This window comes from Nocardioides sp. SLBN-35, assembly GCF_006715725.1.
Classification (GTDB): Bacteria; Actinomycetota; Actinomycetes; order Propionibacteriales; family Nocardioidaceae; genus Nocardioides.
Map to the genome: position 1 here is coordinate 3,182,209 of NZ_VFNU01000001.1, position 15,826 is coordinate 3,198,034.

Annotated in this window: 14 protein-coding genes; 9 read left to right on the forward strand and 5 right to left on the reverse strand. The window is 72.7% G+C overall.

Annotation, left to right across the window (positions count from 1 at the left end):
* Positions 1–14: 14 nt before the first annotated feature.
* Complete coding sequence (locus FBY23_RS15440) at positions 15–1,592, reverse strand: GAF domain-containing sensor histidine kinase (RefSeq protein WP_260805989.1); 1,578 nt, start codon at positions 1,590–1,592, stop codon at positions 15–17.
* Between the two features lie 119 nt (positions 1,593–1,711).
* On the opposite strand from FBY23_RS15440, the gene FBY23_RS15445 reads away from it, so the two are divergent.
* Positions 1,712–2,125 carry a pyridoxamine 5'-phosphate oxidase family protein gene (locus tag FBY23_RS15445; RefSeq protein WP_141798952.1) on the forward strand — a complete coding sequence of 138 codons (414 nt, stop codon included), beginning with the start codon at positions 1,712–1,714 and terminating at the stop codon, positions 2,123–2,125.
* Here FBY23_RS15445 and FBY23_RS15450 read toward each other — a convergent pair.
* On the reverse strand, positions 2,100–2,771 hold the full coding sequence (locus FBY23_RS15450; RefSeq protein ID WP_260805990.1) for a response regulator transcription factor: 672 nt from the start codon (positions 2,769–2,771) through the stop codon (positions 2,100–2,102). The genes FBY23_RS15445 and FBY23_RS15450 overlap by 26 nt on opposite strands.
* 129 nt (positions 2,772–2,900) lie before the next feature.
* Here FBY23_RS15450 and FBY23_RS15455 point away from each other — a divergent pair, with 129 nt between their 5' ends.
* From FBY23_RS15455 to FBY23_RS15490, 8 genes are all read left to right on the forward strand, one after another.
* The gene (locus FBY23_RS15455) at positions 2,901–3,887 is read left to right on the forward strand and encodes an Acg family FMN-binding oxidoreductase (RefSeq protein WP_260805991.1); all 987 of its coding nucleotides are present in this window, start codon (positions 2,901–2,903) and stop codon (positions 3,885–3,887) included.
* On the forward strand, positions 3,884–4,546 hold the full coding sequence (locus FBY23_RS15460; protein WP_141798954.1) for a hypothetical protein: 663 nt from the start codon (positions 3,884–3,886) through the stop codon (positions 4,544–4,546). The genes FBY23_RS15455 and FBY23_RS15460 overlap by 4 nt, the downstream gene beginning before the upstream one ends.
* 84 nt (positions 4,547–4,630) lie before the next feature.
* Positions 4,631–6,064 (forward strand): cytochrome ubiquinol oxidase subunit I, encoded by a 1,434-nt coding sequence (locus FBY23_RS15465; protein WP_141798955.1) that lies wholly within the window; start codon positions 4,631–4,633, stop codon positions 6,062–6,064.
* Between the two features lie 21 nt (positions 6,065–6,085).
* Positions 6,086–7,105: a cytochrome d ubiquinol oxidase subunit II gene (cydB, locus tag FBY23_RS15470; RefSeq protein ID WP_141798956.1), complete on the forward strand. Its 1,020-nt coding sequence runs from the start codon at positions 6,086–6,088 to the stop codon at positions 7,103–7,105.
* Positions 7,102–10,464 carry a thiol reductant ABC exporter subunit CydD gene (gene cydD, locus FBY23_RS15475; RefSeq protein ID WP_141798957.1) on the forward strand — a complete coding sequence of 1,121 codons (3,363 nt, stop codon included), beginning with the start codon at positions 7,102–7,104 and terminating at the stop codon, positions 10,462–10,464. Before cydB ends, cydD begins: the two co-directional genes overlap by 4 nt.
* Positions 10,454–11,377 carry a universal stress protein gene (locus FBY23_RS15480; RefSeq protein ID WP_141798958.1) on the forward strand — a complete coding sequence of 308 codons (924 nt, stop codon included), beginning with the start codon at positions 10,454–10,456 and terminating at the stop codon, positions 11,375–11,377. The genes cydD and FBY23_RS15480 overlap by 11 nt, the downstream gene beginning before the upstream one ends.
* A 9-nt stretch (positions 11,378–11,386) precedes the next feature.
* Positions 11,387–12,235: a universal stress protein gene (locus tag FBY23_RS15485; RefSeq protein ID WP_141798959.1), complete on the forward strand. Its 849-nt coding sequence runs from the start codon at positions 11,387–11,389 to the stop codon at positions 12,233–12,235.
* Positions 12,232–12,780 (forward strand): flavodoxin family protein, encoded by a 549-nt coding sequence (locus tag FBY23_RS15490; protein WP_141798960.1) that lies wholly within the window; start codon positions 12,232–12,234, stop codon positions 12,778–12,780. The genes FBY23_RS15485 and FBY23_RS15490 overlap by 4 nt, the downstream gene beginning before the upstream one ends.
* Before the next feature lie 4 nt (positions 12,781–12,784).
* Here FBY23_RS15490 and narI read toward each other — a convergent pair whose 3' ends face one another.
* From narI to narH, 3 genes are read right to left on the reverse strand one after another with little or no spacing between them, the layout of a single operon-like run.
* The gene (gene narI, locus FBY23_RS15495; RefSeq protein WP_141798961.1) at positions 12,785–13,501 is read right to left on the reverse strand and encodes a respiratory nitrate reductase subunit gamma; all 717 of its coding nucleotides are present in this window, start codon (positions 13,499–13,501) and stop codon (positions 12,785–12,787) included.
* A 1-nt stretch (position 13,502) separates the two neighbouring features.
* Positions 13,503–14,165 carry a nitrate reductase molybdenum cofactor assembly chaperone gene (gene narJ / locus FBY23_RS15500; protein WP_141798962.1) on the reverse strand — a complete coding sequence of 221 codons (663 nt, stop codon included), beginning with the start codon at positions 14,163–14,165 and terminating at the stop codon, positions 13,503–13,505.
* On the reverse strand, positions 14,162–15,826 hold the full coding sequence (gene narH, locus FBY23_RS15505) for a nitrate reductase subunit beta (protein WP_141798963.1): 1,665 nt from the start codon (positions 15,824–15,826) through the stop codon (positions 14,162–14,164). The genes narJ and narH overlap by 4 nt, the downstream gene beginning before the upstream one ends.

The window sequence follows — 15,826 nt, forward strand, 5'->3', positions numbered from 1 at the left end:
GGTCTCTCGCCGGGCTACCGCGGCACGGTCCACACCAGGGCCGTGCCACCCCCGGACGCCGACTCCACAACGAGCGTCCCGCCGCGCTGCTCGGCCCGAGCCCGGATGTTGGCCAGGCCGCTCTCGGCCACGGCGCCCGACATCCCGCGTCCGTTGTCGCGCACGGTGAGCACCACCCGCTCGCCGGCCTCGAGCACCACCTCGACCGAGCTCGCCTCCGCGTGCCTGCTGGCGTTGGACAGGCCCTCGGCCAGCACCGCCAGCAGGTCGGGCACGACCTCGTCGGGGACCAGCGTGCGCACCGGCCCCTCGAAGCTCAGCGAGGGCCGGAACTTCAAGGTCGCCGCGGCCCGGTCGACCAGCCGGGTGACCTCGGCCTGGACGTCCCCGGCCGACTCCAACGAGCTCAGTCCGAAGATCGCGCGCCTGATGTCCTTGATGGTGGCGTCGAGGTCGTCGACCGCCTGCTCGATGCGGGCCGCGACCGCGGGCTTCTCGACCATCCGGGTCGCCCCCTGCAGGCCGAGCCCGACCGCGAAGAGCCGCTGGATGACCAGGTCGTGCAGGTCGCGGCCGATCCGGTCGCGGTCCTCGAAGACCGCCAGCCGGCGCTGGTCCTCGCGGGCCTCGGCCAACTGCAGCGAGAGGGTCGCCTGCTCCGCGAACGCGGCGACGAGCTTGGCGTCCAGCACGTGGTAGCGGTCCTCGTGCTCGGGCGACCAGGCGAGCGACAGCGTGCCGCTCGCGCCGGCCGACGGACTGAAGGGGACGGCGAGCACGGGGCCGTGGGCACCGACATCCTCCGCGCCGCTGTGGGCCAGCCGCCGCGTCGCGCCGTCGTCGGACATCACCTCGGCCCACGCGGCGTCCGCGCCGGCGAGATCGCGCGCCTGGACGACGAGGTCGGTGACCGGATCGTCGGCGGGATCGGGGGCCGCCAGAGCGGTGCCCAGCGCAGCGGTGGCCCGGGCCCAGGTCTCGCGGGTCGTCGTCTCCTCGTAGAGCCGGGCGTTCTCGATCGCGACACCGGCCGCAGCGGCGAGCGCGACCACGATCTCCTCGTCCTGCACGGTGAAGTCGCCGCCTCCGGCCTTCTCGGTCAGGTAGAGGTTGCCGAAGACGCGGTCCCGGATCCGCACCGGCACGCCCAGGAAGGAGCTCATCGGCGGGTGGTGATCGGGGAACCCGTACGACGCAGGGTGCTCGGCGATGTCGTGCAGGCGCAAGGGCTCGGGCCGGTCGATGATCAGGCCGAGGAGGCCGTGCCCGGTCGGCAGGTCGCCGATCTCGGCGGCGAGCTCGCCTGAGATGCCGTGGTGGATGAAGGTGCGCAGGCGGCGCTGGCGGCCGGCGCTGAGGACGCCCAGCGCGGCGTACTGCGCGTCGACCAGCCGGCTCGCGATCGCGACGATGCGGGACAGCACGCCGTCGAGGCTCAGGTCGGCGGAGATGGTGACGACCGCGTCGAGCAGCAGCTGGAGCCGGGCCTGCTGGTCGAGCGCTCCGTGCATCCGGTCGCGGACCTCCCGAACGAGCTCCTCGAACTCGAACTGTCCCAGGTCCATCGACCCACCGGGCTCCTCGCGCTCCACGCGACAGACGCTACCCCGCGCGAGGGAAAAAGTACCCGCGAATCCCGGGACCCGCGGACCTGCCGCGCGGACGGCAACCGCACGACGATGGTCTCGTCCCCGAACTGGAGGTGGTCCCGATGCCGACGTCCGATGTCCGGCCAGGCCGACTGGTGGTGCTGTCCGACGACGAGTGCTGGGACCTCCTCCGAACCCGCCCTGTGGGGCGGGTCGCGTGGTCCGGCATCCAGGGGGCGTCGATCGTCCCGATGAACTTCGTCGTCGACGGCGACGCCGTGCTGCTGCGCACTACGCCGTACTCGCTGATGGCGCGTGACTGCGCGGGCCGCGAGGTCGCCTTCGAGGTCGACGAGATCGACGCGGAGCACCACACCGGCTGGAGCGTGATGGTGCGCGGCCGCTGCGAGCGCGAGGAGCGACCCGCCGACGGACCGCATCCCTGGGCCACGGGCACGCGGACCCTGGGCCTGCGCGTCACGGTGCGGTCCATCACGGGCCGACGTGTCCTCAGCTCGGCCGGGGCGGGTTCTTGACGGAGTAGATCGCCGCCTGGGTCCGGCTGGACATCCCCAGCTTCGCCAGCAGCGAGGACACGTAGTTCTTCACCGTCTTCTCCGCCAGATGCATCTCGCGCGCGATCTGTCGGTTCGTGAGCCCCTGACCGATCAGGTCCAGGATCCGTGCCTCCTGGTCGGTCAGCGACTCGAGCTCCTTGTTGACCGGCGGACCGGAGCGGATCCGGTCGAGGACCTGGGCGGTCACCGACGGGTCGAGCGTCGACTGCCCCGCCGCCACCCGCCGCACGATGTCGAGCAGGTCCGTCCCGCGCACCTGCTTGAGGACGTACCCGGCCGCGCCGGCCATGATCGCGGAGAAGAGCGCGTCGTCGTCGTCGTAGGACGTCAGGATCAGGGCCTTGATCGACGGGTCCTGGGAGCGGACGTCGCGGCATACGTCGATCCCGGAGCCGTCGGGCAGCCGCCCGTCGAGGATCGCCACGTCCGGGCGCAACGCGGGAATGCGGCGCGCCGCCTCGGCCGCCGACTCGGACTCCCCGACGACCACGATGTCGCCCTCGCTCTCGAGCAGGTCGCGAATGCCCCGGCGGATCATCTCGTGGTCGTCGAGCAGGTAGACGCGGATCTGCTGGTCGGCCCCTCGGGTCACTTCCTCAGTCACGTCCTCCACGGTAGCCCGGCCCGGCTCCGTGCGGGACCGCACTCCCGCGAGTTGGGGACCTTTTCCCCTGCTGCGCACGTCCCGGGTGCGGCAGCGTGGACGACAACGAAGTTCGAGGGGGACCAGACCATGACCAACCGACTCGGGACGCGCACGGAGCGGGCGCCGGCCGCCGTGATCGAGCGCCTGGTCTCGTTGGCCTGCCTGGCGCCGAGCGTGCACAACACGCAGCCATGGCTGTGGCGGTACGACGGCGGAGTGCTCGAGCTGCATGCGGACCTGCGCCGGCGCTTGCCGGCCGAGGACCCGCATGGCCGCAACCTGACCATCAGCTGCGGAGCCGTCCTGCACCACCTGCAGTTCGCAGCCCGCGCCCTCGGCTGGGAGACCACCGTCGACCGGCTGCCGGACGGGTTCCCCGAGACCGTGCTCGCCCGCGTGACCGTGTCCCGCCGGGCGCACCACGCCGTCGCCCGCGGCGACATCGACCTGCTGCGCAGCCGCTGCACCGACCGCCGCCGCTTCACCGCATGGCCGGTGCCGGCCGATCGACTGGCCGACCTCTGCGAGCGCGCCACGCTGTGGGGAGCGCGCGCCGAGGCCGTGACCACCGACGCCGCCCGGTTCCGGCTCGAGCTGCTCGCCAACCGCGCGATCAGCTTCCTCGAGGTCGAGGGACGCCGTCTTCTCGAGCAGGACCGCTGGATCGACCGCGACGGCCCCGACGGCATTCCCCTCGAGCTGCTGCCCGACGACCCCGACCCGCTGCAGGCTCGCTCCCGGTTCCGGCCGGGCGTGCTCGAGGACACCCGACTGGTCATCCACAGCGGTGAGCGGGTGATCGCCATCGGTGGGGACGGCGACGACGTGGGAAGCTGGCTGCGCACCGGCGAGGCCATGAGCGACCTGTGGCTCGAGGCGACACGCACCGGCATGTCCGTGGTACCGATGACGCAACCCATCGAGGTCGAGAGCACCCGTCACGAGATCGCCAGGACCGTGCTGACCACCAGCATCGAACCGCACCTGCTGCTCCGGGTGGGCTGGCAGGCGATCGGTCGCCGCGACCTTCCCCGCACCCCGCGGCGGCCGCTGGACGACGTCCTGCAGCGATGAGGCTCACCTGGCTGGGCGCCTGCACGCTGGCCGAGGCGATCGGCATCACCGCCGCCGCCGGCGCTGCCCGCCTCGCGACCTGGCTCACCGACGTCCGGGAGGCGCCGCCGGCCGTCGCGCTCGGGGTGGTCGTCGCCGGTGGTCTGGTCGAGGGCACCGCCCTCGGCGTGCTGCAAGCGCGCGTCCTGCGGACCGCGCTCGGCCCGGCCGCCGCACGCCGCTGGGCCGGCGCCACCGTCCTCGTCGCGGGGCTGGCCTGGGCGGCCGGTTCCGCGCCTGCGACCCTCTCGACCGACGACGGCGGCCGCCCGCCTGCGTTGCCGTTGGTGCTCCTCGGCGCCGCGGCGCTCGGCACCATGGCCGGCGCGCTGCTCGGCGCGGCCCAGGCCGTCGTCGTCCGGCGCCGTGTCGAGCACCCGTGGTCCTGGGTCCGGGCCAGCACGATCGGCTGGACGGCCGCGATGCCGGTGATCTTCCTCGGCGCCGGAGTCGCAGGTGCGGACTGGTCGTGGCTCACCGTGGTCCTCCTCGGCACGGCGACCGGGACCCTCGCCGGTGCCGTGCTCGGAGGCACGACCCGGCACGCCGCGGACGCGTTCCTGATCGCGGACCGGCGCCGCGGGCCAAAGGTCCCGTCACCGCAGGAAGTCCGGCCGTAGGGCTCGACCCCCGCGGCTTCCTAGCGTGGTCGTCACCGGGCGCCTGCCCCAGCGCGCCCCTCCCGACACCTGCCAGGAGCACCCGTGGACCCGACCGACATCGCACGGTGGCAGTTCGCCATCACGACCGTCTACCACTTCCTGTTCGTCCCCATCACGATCGGCCTCTCGGCGATCATCGCCGGTTACGAGATCACCTGGCTGCGCACCCGGGACGAGCGCTGGCTGCGCCTGACGAAGTTCTTCGGCAAGCTGTTCCTCATCAACTTCGCGATCGGCGTGGTGACCGGCATCGTGCAGGAGTTCCAGTTCGGCATGAACTGGAGCGACTACTCCCGCTTCGTCGGCGACGTCTTCGGCGCCCCGCTGGCGATCGAGGGGCTGCTCGCCTTCTTCCTCGAGTCGACCTTCCTCGGCCTGTGGATCTTCGGCTGGGACCGGCTCTCGCCCAAGCTGCACGCGGCCTGCATCGTGCTCGTCCACGTCGGGACGCTGTTCTCGGCGTACTTCATCCTCGCCGCCAACTCGTGGATGCAGCACCCGGTCGGCTACGCCTTCAACCCCGAGACGGGCCGGGCAGAGATGGACGACTTCGCTGCGGTCCTGTTCAACAAGGTCCAGCTCGTCACGTTCCCGCACGTCGTGCTGTCCGCCTACATGACCGGAGCCGCCTTCGTGCTCGGCATCGCCCTGTGGCACCTGCGCCGGGCCCGGTCCGAGGAGGACCGTGGCGTCTACCGCCCCGCGGTGCGCACCGGTGCGTGGATCGTGCTGGTGGCCGCTCTGGGGGTCTTCGTCAGCGGCGACGTCCAGGGCAAGATCATGACCGAGGTCCAGCCGATGAAGATGGCCGCGGCCGAGGGGCTCTACGAGACCGAGCAGCCGGCGGACTTCTCGGTCTTCCAGCTCGGCAGCCTCGACGGCGAGAAGGAGACCTTCTCCATCAAGATTCCCGGGCTGCTGTCCTTCCTCGCCACCGGTACGCCCGACGGTGAGGTCGAGGGGATCAACGACCTGCGCGCCAAGTACGAGGAGGCCTACGGCGCCGACCCCGGCGCGGCGTACTACTCCCCCGGCGACTACACGCCGGTGATCCCGCTGACCTACTGGACGTTCCGGCTGATGATGGGCCTGGGCATCGCCGGCGCAGCCGTTGCCGCGTGGGTGCTCTGGGCGACCCGGAAGGGCCGGAGCCCGCAGGGGCGCGCCGTCCTGGCCGCCGCCGTCGCGCTCCCGTTCCTGCCGCTGTTCGCCAACTCCTTCGGCTGGATCTTCACCGAGATGGGACGCCAGCCCTGGGCCGTGTTCGGCCTGATGACGACCGAGCACTCGGTGTCCCCGGGGCTGTCCACCACCGAGGCCTGGATCTCGTTGCTCTCCCTGACGGCGGTGTACGGCGTGCTCGCGGTGGTCGAGGTGCGGTTGCTGCTCACCTGGATCCGCAAGGGCGCCGAAGAGCTGCCGCCCTACGTACCGACCGACAGTGGCGAGGACCGTCCCCTCGCCTTCGCCTACTGAGCGCCCGCGAGGAGACCCACCATGGAGCTCACCACCGTCTGGTTCGTCCTGATCGCCGTCCTGTGGATCGGCTACTTCACCCTCGAGGGCTTCGACTTCGGGGTCGGCCTGCTGCTACCGGTCCTGGCTCGCGACGACACCGAGCGTCGCGTCATGATCAACACGATCGGCCCGGTCTGGGACGGCAACGAGGTCTGGCTGCTGGTCGCGGGCGGCGCCACCTTCGCCGCCTTCCCCGAGTGGTACGCGACCTTGTTCAGCGGCTTCTACCTCCCGCTGTTGCTGATCCTCGTCGCCCTGATCGTGCGCGGGCTGGCGTTCGAGTACCGCGCCAAGCGGCCCGACGCCCGCTGGAAGGCCCGCTGGGACCTCGCGATCGTCGTCGGCTCGTTCGTGCCGGCCCTGCTGTGGGGCGTGGCGTTCGCCAACATCCTGCGCGGCGTGCCGATCGACGCCGACCTCGAGTACGCCGGTGGCTTCTTCGACCTGCTCAACCCCTACGCAGTGCTCGGCGGGCTGACCACGCTGGCCCTGTTCGTCACCCACGGCGCCCTGTTCATCGCCCTCAAGACCGACGGCGAGATCCGGCACCGCGCACGCGGCCTCGCCCTGCCTTCGGTCGCCGTCACCGCCGTGCTGGCGGTCGCGTTCCTGGCGTGGACCCAGCAGCAGACCGGAACGACCGGGTCGGCGGTCGCCTTCGTGCTCGCCGCTCTCGCGTTGGTCGCCGCGGGCCTCGCCGCCCGCGCAGGCCGTGAGGGCTGGGCCTTCCTCGGCACGTTCGTGACCATCGCGCTGGCGGTCGCCGGGATGTTCCTCGCCCTGTTCCCCGACGTCATGCCGAGCACGTTGGCCGGCGGCGCGAGCCTGACCACTACCAACGCGGCCGCGACGGCGTACACGCTGAAGATCATGACGGTGACCGCCGTGGTGTTCACCCCGCTGGTGCTCGCCTACCAGGGCTGGACCTACTGGGTGTTCCGCAAGCGGATCGCCACCCACCACATCCCCGCGCCCGCCGAGAGCGCGAGCGTCCGATGAGGCCGTCGGACCCGCGGCTGCGTGCCCTCCTGGCGCCGGCCCGGGCCGAGCTGACCGGTGTCGTCGTGGCCGGCGTGGCCGGCGGCCTGGTGGTCCTCGCGCAGGCGTGGGTCGTGTCGGGCCTCCTCGTCGCCGTGCTGCGCGGCCAGGACCTGTCGGGCTGGGCGTGGGGCGTCGTCGGCGTCCTCGCGCTGCGGGCGGCGAGCGGCGCGAGCGCGGACCTGTGTGCCGCGCGGGCCGCCTCGGTGATCGGCACCGTGCTGCGCCACCGCCTCGTCGGGGCGTACGTCGACCGGGCCGGGCCCACGACCGGCACCGGCGAGGAGGTCGTGCTCGCGACGCGCGGCGTCGCCGCCGTGGAGCCCTACGTCACGCGCTACGTCCCCGCCCTCGTGGTCGCCGCCGTGCTGCCGCCGCTCACGGTCGTCGCGATCGCGACCCAGGACCTGCTCAGCGCGGTGATCGTGCTCGCCACCCTTCCGCTCGTGCCCGTGTTCGGGGCCCTGGTCGGGCTCGCGACCCGCGATCGCGCCGAGGAGCAGTGGCGCGCGATGGCCTCACTCTCGGGTCACTTCCTCGACGTGGTGCGCGGCCTGCCCACGCTGGTCGCGCACCGCCGCGCCCGGGCCCAGTCCGCGCGGATCGCCGAGGTCACCGACCGCTACCGACGCGCCTCGCTGGGCACCCTGCGCATCGCCTTCGCGTCGTCCGCGGTCCTCGAGCTGGTCGCGACACTGTCGGTCGCGCTGGTCGCGGTGACCGTCGGGGTCCGCCTCGCCTCGGGCGGGCTCGGCCTGCACACCGCGCTCGTGGTCCTGCTCCTCGCGCCCGAGGCGTACTGGCCGCTGCGCCGGGTCGGTGCGGAGTTCCATGCCGCCGCCGAGGGCGCCGCGACCTTCGCCGCTGCGCACGACGCCCTGGCGGCAACGCCGGACGACGGTCTCGACCGGGCGGCGCCGACGGGTTGCCCCCTCGTCCTCGACCACGTCACCGTCACCTGGCGCGGACGTACGACGCCCGCCGTGCGCGACGTCTCCGCGGTCATCCCGGCGCGCGGCATCACAGCTCTCACCGGACCGTCCGGGTGCGGCAAGTCCACCCTGCTCGCTGCGGCGGCCGGACTGGTGTCCCTCGACAGCGGCACGATCAGTGCCGGCGGCCAGGAGGTCGGCGGCCGCGCCTGGCAGGCCCAGGTCGCATGGCTCCCGCAACAGCCCCTGTTCGTCTCCGGCAGCATCGCCGACAACCTCCGCATCGCGTCCAGCGCCGCGACCGACGACCACCTGTGGGCGGTGCTGCGGGAGGTCGCTCTCGAGGAGCGCGTCCGCGCCCTGCCCGACGGACTCGACAGCGACCTCGGCGAGGACGGCCTGACGCTCTCGGCGGGCGAGCGGGCGCGCCTGGCCCTGGCGCGGATCGTGCTGGCCGAGCGTCCCTGGGTGTTCCTCGACGAGCCGACCGCCCACCTCGACGAGCTCACCGAGCAGGTCATCGCCGACACCATCGTCACCCTCGCCCGGAACCGCGGCGTCGTGGTGGTCGCCCACCGCCCGAGGCTGGTCGACCTGGCCGACCGGCGCATCGAGCTGCCACCGCCGCCGACCGCTGCCCCGCCTCTGCTGCGGCCGGCTGTGGTCCCGGCGGCACCGATCGGCCCAGCGGCGCAACGCTCCGCCGAGCCGGGCGGAGCCGAGAATCGCCGACTCGTGGGAGCCACGGTGCTGGGTGCCCTCGCTTCGGCCTCCGGCGTGGCGCTCACCGCGACGGCCGGCTGGCTGATCGTGCAGGCCTCCACGCGACCTGCAGTGCTGACCCTGCTCGTCGCCGTCGTGGGAGTCCGGGCCTTCGGCCTCGCCCGGCCCGTGCTGCGCTACGTCGAGCGCCTGTGGTCCCACGATGCGGCGCTGCGCCTGTTGGCGCGCCGCCGGGTCGAGGTGTACGACGCGCTGGTCCCGCTGGTGCCCGGCCGTATCGGCCGGCGACGGGGTGACGTCCTCAGCAGCGTGGTCGACGACGTCGACAGCGTCGTCGACCGCCAGCTGCGGGTCCGGATGCCGATGACCCAGCTCGGGCTGGTCGGCCTGTCGGCAGCCCTGGTCGCAGCACTCCTGCTGCCCGCCGCGGGCGCCGTCGTGGCGTCGCTCCCGCTCCTGGGGGGCCTTGCGTTCGTGGTGGCACGCCACGGGGCACGCGCAGCCGAACGCCGTCTCGTCGGGCTCCGCGCCGCCCTGTCCGACACGGTGGTCGAGGCGGTGCAGGTCGGCAGTGAGCTGCGCATGTGGCAGCGATCGCTCCCGGCGGCCGGACGCGCCGCCGGCACCAGCGCACAGATCGGGGCCGTGTCGAGCTCCGCCGCACGGTGGCTGGCGGCAGCCCGCGCCCTGATCCTCACGGGCAGCGGTGCAGCCGTCGCGACCATGGCGGTCGTGTGCTCCGGCCCCCTCGCGGACGGGCGCATCTCCGGTCCGGTCATGGCGCTTCTCGTCCTCCTCCCGCTGGCCCTCGCCGACGTCGCCCTGCCCTGTGCCGACGCCGGCGTCCTGGCAGCGCGCACCGCCGCCGCCGACGACCGGCTGCAGGCCCTCGAGACGACCCCGCCGGCAGTCTCCGACTTCCCGAGCCGCACCGCCTCGCAGGGCGACGCGGTCGCGCTCGACGCGGTCACGGCGAGGTGGGACCTGCGCGCTCCCCTCGCCCCGCCGGTCTCCCTCGATCTGGCTCCCGGCCAGCGCATCGCCGTGGTCGGGCCCTCCGGCTGCGGCAAGAGCACCCTGGCCGCCGTCCTGCTGCGCTTCCTCGACCCCATGTCCGGAGACGCTCGCCTCGGCGGCGCGCGCCTGGAGCACCTGGCCCCGGACGACGTACGACGGCAGGTCGGCCTCGTCGACGACGCCCCCCACGTCTTCGCCACCACGCTGGCCGAGAACGTCCGTCTGGCGCGGCCCGGCGCGAGCGACGCCGAGGTCGACCAAGCACTGCGGCGCGCTCACCTCGGCGCCTGGCTGGACGGCCTGCCGGACGGCCTGGGCACCTGGCTGGGCGCCGGGCACGGAAGTCTCTCCGGCGGCGAGCGAGCCCGTCTCGGCGTCGCCCGCTCGCTGCTCGCCGATCACCCCGTGCTGGTGCTCGACGAGCCGACAGCGCACCTCGACCACCCCACGGCCGAGGCCGTGGCCCGCGAGCTGCTCGCCGGGCCCCGCGACCGATCGGTGCTGTGGATCACCCACGGTGCGGTGGGTCTCGACCTGGTCGACCGGACGGTCCGGATGGAGCCGCGGGTCGAAGGTCCCGGCCGGTCCGGGGCATCGGCCCGTACCGGCGCGAGCGGGCCCGCACCACGCTGGACGCATGACCACTGACTCTCTCGACCCCGTCGCCGCGAACAGCATCGTCGTCGCCACCGACGGCTCCGACGACGCCGACCGCGCCGTCCGCTGGGCCGCCGAGCAGGCCTTCCTCGAGCGACGCCCATTGACCGTCGTCACCGCCGTGAACGGGCCCGAGGTCCCCACCGCGGCCTGGAGCGGCATGGGCGCCGTCTACTCCTGGGATCCCCACCAGGCCCTCGTCAGCGCCCGTGCGCTGGCGCAGGAGGCCGCCGAGGTCGCCCTGCACCTGCACCCCGGCCTGGACGTGACGACCGCGGCCCGGATCGGCGATCCGCGCCACGTGCTCGTCGAGATCTCCCGGGATGTGCCCCTGCTCGTCCTCGGCTCCCGGGGCCGCGGCGTCCTGCGCAGCAAGCTGCTCGGATCGGTCAGCGCCGCGGTCAGCCGCGATGCCGGCTGCCCGGTGGTCGTGTGCCGCCCCGAGCGGCACGAGGACCGGACCCGGCAGGGCATCCTCGTCGGTGCCGACGGCACCGCTGAGTCCCTGCCCGTCATCGAGTTCGCCTTCCAGCAGGCGTCGCTGATGGGCCTCCCCCTCACCGTCGTCCACGCCGTGTGGGACGAGGTCGGGGCCATGCACGGTCCTGTCATGGTCTCGCCGCGCGAGACCGGCCTCGACCAGTACCGGGTCCTGCTCGGCGAGAGCGTCGCCGGGATCGCCTCGAAGTTCCCCGAGGTGTCGGTGGATCTCCGCCTCGCCCGCGGGATGGCCGAGGACTGCCTGAGCGACACCGGTGCCCTGTGGAACCTCATCGTCGTCGGCCGGCACCCGGTCGACTCCCTGCTGCGTCTGGTGACCGGAGCGGTCGCCACCTCCGTCGTCGAACGCTCGCACACCACCGTGGTCGTCGTACCGCAGGCCGACGCCCCGGCCGAGAGCTGAGGGATAGCGATGAGCACCACCACCATCCGGCCCGGCAGCATCGTCGTGGGCGCCGACGGCTCGAAGCACGCCGCCCGCGCCATCGCCTGGGCCGCGGAGCAGGCCGCCCTCGAGCGCCGGCCCCTCGTCGTCCTCAGCGCCGACGAGGGCGCCGTCCACCGCATCAACGCCGAGGCTGTCCGGCTGGCGCGCGAGGCGGCGCCCGACGTCGACGTGACCGGCCTGACCGCTGCTGACGACCCCCGAGGCACCCTGGTCGAGCTCTCCCACGACGCGCACCTGCTGGTCGTCGGGTCCCGGGGCCGCGGCACGGTCCGCAGCATGCTGCTCGGCTCCGTCAGCGCCGCGGTCAGCCGGCTCTCGTACTGCCCGGTCGTCGTGTGCCGTCCTCGAGCCGAGGAGCACCGCGGCAAGGGTGTGCTCGTCGGCGTCGACGGCACCGAGTCCTCCCTCACCGTCCTCGACTTCGCCTTCACGCAGGCCTCGCTGCGCGGTCATGCCCTGACGGTGGTCCACGTCGTGTGGGACGTGGTCACCGCCGTGGCGGGCCTGCGCAACGTGCGTGTCGAGGACGTCGACCTCGGACCCGAGGACGAGGCACACCTGCTGCTCGCCGAGACCGTCGCCGGCTTCGCCGAGAAGTACCCCGACGTCCCGGTGACCATGCGCGTCACCCACGGGCTCGTCGACGACGTCCTCGGCGGCCGCACCGCGGCCTGGGACCTCGTCGTGGTCGGCCGGCACCCGCTCGACACCGTCGGCCGCCTGGTCACCGGATCGATCGCGACGGCCGTCGTGGAACGGGCGCACACGACCGTCGCGGTCGTGCCCGAGCCGACGGTCGTCCTGCCGTCATGAGCCGCGAGGCACCCAGCGCGCTCGTGGTCTACGAGTCGCTGTTCGACAACACGGCCCAGGTGGCGCAAGCGATCGTGCGGGGCCTGCAGCGCTCCGGCTTCGAGGCGCACCACGTCCCCGTCACCTCGCTGGCCTCCACCGGCCCCGTCGACGTCGACCTGCTCGTGGTCGGCGCGCCGACCCACGCCTTCTCGCTGAGCCGGCCGAGCAGCCGTCAGGACGCCGTCCGTCAGGGCGCACCGGCCGAGCGGGCGAAGATCGGAGCCCGCGAGTGGATCGCGCACGCCGTACCGGACCGGTTCGGGACCAGCCTGGTCGCGGTCTTCGACACCCGGGTCGCGAAGGTCCGCAGGCTCCCCGTGGCGGCCGGCGTCACCGCGGCCCGGCTGCTGCGGCGCCGCGGCTTCCACCTGCTCCGCAAGCCCGTCGCCTTCCTCGTCGACGGAACCCGCGGACCACTGTGCCCTGGTGAGGACGCCCGCGCCGAGCGCTGGGGGCAGATGATCGGTGCCGCCTGCGTCGCCGAGCTCGACCACGCAGCCTGATCCGTCAGGCCCGCGGGCTCCACTGGGTCGCCCGACCGGCGTGCGCGTCGCGGCTGCGGTAGACGATGTAGGGCCGGGTGAGGTAGCCGAGAGGCGCGCTGAACACGTGCACCAGCCGGGTGAACGGCCACAGCGCGAACAGGCCGAACGCCACGAGGGCGTGCAGCTTGAAGCCGATCGGCGCCTGCGCCATGAGCGAGGCGTCCGGGGTGAAGGCGAGGAACGATCGGTACCAGACCGAGACGCCCTCCCGGTAGTTGTACTCACCGCCGAGGGTGAAGATCGACCCGGCGATCGTGTTCCACATCCCCAGCACGATCACGGCGCCGAGGAAGGCGTACATCACCTTGTCCATCGGCGTGGTCGCCGAGAAGACCGGACCGACGGTACGGCGGCGGTAGACCAGGATCGCCATACCGGCCAGCGCCATCACGCCGGCAACGAGGCCACCGGCGACGGCGACCAGATGGTAGGTGTGGTCGCCGATCCCGATCGCGTCGGTCCAGGCACGCGGCACCAGCAGCCCGATCACGTGTCCGCCGACCACGCCCAGCATCCCGAAGTGGAACAGGGGCGAGCCGAGGCGCAGCAGCCGGTTCTCGTAGAGCTGTGAGGAGCGGGTCGTCCAGCCGAACTTGTCGTAGCGGTAGCGCCACACGTGGCCGACCACGAAGGTCGCCAGGCACAGGTAGGGCACGATCACCCAGAGGAAGACGTCCACCTCAGCTCCTCACCGCGAGAGTCGCGGGCGCGATCAGCGCCGGGCCGGCGCCGTACCCGTCGAGGCCGACCTCCTCGGCCGGCGGCCCCTGCTCCACCAGGCGACGTACGGCGTCCGCCTCGTCCCCGCGCAGCTCCGGCAGCGTGCGGCACACCGCGGCCAGGGCGCCGGCCCACGGCGACCCGGTCGAGCCGTCGTCGTTGCGCCACCCGGCGAGCGCGAGTCGCAGCATCTCCAGGCCGGCCCGATGGTCGGTGAGCAGCCCTGTCGCGGTCGCGACGTCGACGGTCGCACCGAGCTGGAGCACGGCGCACAGGTGGTCGGGCAGCTCGCCGGTCGCCTCGTCCCAGCGCACCCCCGCGGCGCGGTAGGCCTCCTTGAACCGCAGCAGGGCCTGCCCCCGACGCCGGGTGTCGCCGTAGGCGAAGTAGGTCAGGTGCAGCGCGCACTTGCGGGTGTGGTCGAAGGTCGCGACGTACTCGGCCTGCAGCTCTCCGAGCCCGCTGCCGCGCAGGTGGGCGAACAGCCCGGCGAGATCGGGATCGGCTGGGACCAGCGCCTCGATGTCGTCCAGCGTCGCCAGCAGCGCGGGGGTCGGGTAGTCGAGCAGGGCCGCGCAGGCCGCCCACACCGGGCGTACGTCGACACGATGGCGGCGCCTCACGAGGCCTCCTCCTCGGAGCCGTCGGCACGGGGCGGGAACAGCCCGTCGGGCACGCCCTTGCCGTCCCAGTTGAGCAGGTTGACCCGTGCCCCCTTGTCGTCGGGCGCGGCGAAGGTGTCGCTGGTCTGGCGCTCCTGGAGCATCCGGAAGTTCTCCACCGCGACCGGCGTCGGATAGCCGGAGCCCTCGCCGAACAGGTCCCGCTGCCCACCGCCGTACTCCGACACCGGACAGTCGGTGGCCAGCTCCTCCAGCGCGTGCGCCTGCTCGGCGTGCGCGGGCGGGATGACATAGCGCTCGTCGTACTTCGCGATCGCGAGCAGCCGGAACATCTCGTAGATCTGCTCCCCGGTCATCCCGACCGCGGCCGGGATCGCGTCGTCGGGATCGCGGCCCAGGTTGATGTCCCGCATGTAGGAGCGCATCGCCGCGAGCTTGCGCAGCACCCGGTCGACGGGGGCCGTGTCACCGGCGGTGAACAGGTTGGCGAGATACTCGACCGGGATGCGCAGGGTGTCGATCGCGGCGAACAGGTTGCCCCGGTCCTCTGCGTCCTCGCCGGTCTCCTTGACCGCGTCGACGACCGGCGAGAGCGGCGGGATGTACCAGACCATCGGCATGGTGCGGTACTCCGGATGCAGCGGGAGGGCGACCTCGTAATCGTTGATCAGCCGCCACACCGGCGACTTGGCGGCCGCCTCGATCCAGTCGCCGGGGATGCCGGCCTTCTCCGCAGCCGCCCGGACCGCCGGGTCGTGCGGGTCGAGGAAGCAGGCCCGCTGCGCGTCGTAGAGCGCGTGCTCGTCCTCGATGCTGGCCGCCTCGAGCACCTTGTCGGCGTCGTAGAGGACCAGGCCGAGATAGCGCAGCCGGCCCACGCAGGTCTCGGAGCAGACGGTCGGGATGCCGACCTCGACGCGCGGGTAGCAGAAGGTGCACTTCTCGGCCTTGCCGGTCTTGTGGTTGAAGTAGACCTTCTTGTAGGGACAGCCCGACACGCACATGCGCCAGCCGCGGCAGCGGTCCTGGTCGACGAGCACGATGCCGTCCTCGGAGCGCTTGTAGATCGCTCCGGACGGGCAGGACGCCGCACACGACGGGTTGAGGCAGTGCTCGCAGATGCGGGGCAGGTAGAACATGAAGGTCTGCTCGAACTCCATCTTCACCTTGTCCTCGATGCCCCGGATCATGACATCGCGCGCGGCGTGCTCCTGGGAGCCGCCGAGGTCGTCATCCCAGTTGGCCGACCACTCGACGTTCATGTTCTTGCCGGACAGCAGGCTCTTGGGCCGCGCCACAGGGAAGTTGTCGCTCTGCGGCGAGCTGAGCAGGTTGTCGTAGTCGTAGGTCCAGGGTTCGTAGTAGTCCTCGATGGAGGGCAGCTTCGGGTTGGAGAAGATGGTGAGCAGCTTCTTGAACCGGCCGCCCGCGCGCAGCGCGAGCCGCCCGTTGGGCTTGCGGATCCAGCCGCCGCGCCATTCCTCCTGGTCCTCGTAGGTGCGCGGATAGCCCAGCCCGGGGCGGGTCTCCACGTTGTTGAACCAGACGTACTCCGTGCCGGTGCGGTTGGTCCACGCCTGCTTGCAGGTGACCGAGCAGGTGTGGCAGCCGATGCACTTGTCGAGGTTCATCACCATCGCCATCTGAGCCATGACGCGCAT